This is a genomic window from Brucella sp. HL-2 (assembly GCF_025846885.2).
Classification (GTDB): Bacteria; Pseudomonadota; Alphaproteobacteria; order Rhizobiales; family Rhizobiaceae; genus Brucella; species Brucella quorumnocens.
Genome location: NZ_JAOYTK010000069.1, coordinates 1 through 1,302, shown reverse-complemented (window position 1 = coordinate 1,302; position 1,302 = coordinate 1). Strand labels below are relative to the sequence as shown.

Here is a 1,302-nt window from a genome sequence, read left to right as displayed (position 1 = left end):
ACCTATGACGAGCTATGGAGAGCCCTCGGCTCCGTCTGCGATCTGTTTTCGCCACAAGAGTGCCGAAACTTCTTCAAAGCAGCTCAATGTGTTGCATGATTAGCGCCCGACGCTCTAAGGCCGAAATTGCGTAACAATCCGCGGATGTCGTTCTCAATGGCAATGGCCTTCTCCTGAAGTAATTTGCGGGCTGTTAACAAAGCGCGACGCTTCTGGCTCGTCAATGTCTTCACATGCACAGGCTTGTACAGATTGACGCGCATCATCTGGGCAATGCCGCGCGCATCGTTGCGGTCGGTCTTGTTAACCTGCGCCTTGAGAAAGGCCTTTGTATGCCTGGTCTCTATGCAGACCACCGGCAAACCGGCGGTAGCCAAGCCTTCAAAAAGCCACTGCGACAATGGTCCAGCTTCAAGACCGATCCGCTCGATAGGCCACGCTGGCCTCCATCCAGCCAGCATCAATGAATCAGAACAAAACTGATTTGGGAAGCGCATTCGATTCAGACAAAAACGGAAACGCTCTAATCACCTTTACCTCGCGGCAAATCTTACCTGTTTCGTCAATAATACAAACGGATGTCTCTTTTACCGAGACGTCGAGGCCGCTATAATACTTCATGATGCGCTTCCTTTCCGATGCTTGTGGCTGTTGCAAGACATGACCACGTTTATCATCACTCGAAGCGCAGCACCTTCTATTATTCACTACCGTCAAAGGTGGGGCTCAAGCCGAATACCCCATCTGACTCATATTCGATGATTTTCTGGTTGAAAGTACTGTGGTTAACGAAAGGAACCGCAGTATGGCTTTCAGTTTTCGTTTGTAATCCCTCATCCCGGACGGATTAATTGCGCAACGTTTCGACGAAAGTGATGATATCATTACCATTTTCGCACAGGGGTCCGCAGATCGAGGTTGCTGCCCATCGTGCAACGAAGTGTCAGATCGTGTTCATAGCCGTTATGTTAGGAAAGTGGCGGATCTGCCCTGTTCAGGCGTAGAGGTCCAACTACGCATATCGACACGACGTTTCGTTTGTCAGACTACGTTCTGCCGTCGGAAAATCTTTGCCGAGCGGTTTGATGATTGTGTCTTACACGAGCGCAGTCGCCGTACTGCCCGACTGGATACTATTGTGCATCATCTTGGATTAGCTTTGGGCGGACGACCGGCGGCGAGTTTCGCCCGCAGGCTGATGGTGCCGGTGAGCAACGACACCTTGTTGCGTGTCGTGCGGCGGCACGGCAGCCCTCATTTCGTTCCGCCGACAATGATCGGAATCGACGATTGGGCGTGGCG

General features: G+C 51.8%; 1 protein-coding gene and 1 pseudogene. One reads left to right on the top strand and one right to left on the bottom strand.

What is annotated here, in order from left to right:
- Window positions 1-113: 113 nt before the first annotated feature.
- Window positions 114-621, bottom strand: a pseudogene (locus OIV19_RS23565) (IS110 family transposase); the annotation flags it as partial.
- A gap of 319 nt (window positions 622-940) precedes the next feature.
- Here OIV19_RS23565 and OIV19_RS23560 point away from each other — a divergent pair.
- Window positions 941-1,302, top strand: a 362-nt coding sequence (locus tag OIV19_RS23560) for a transposase family protein (RefSeq protein ID WP_264234332.1), incomplete at its 3' end; no start/stop codon positions are given.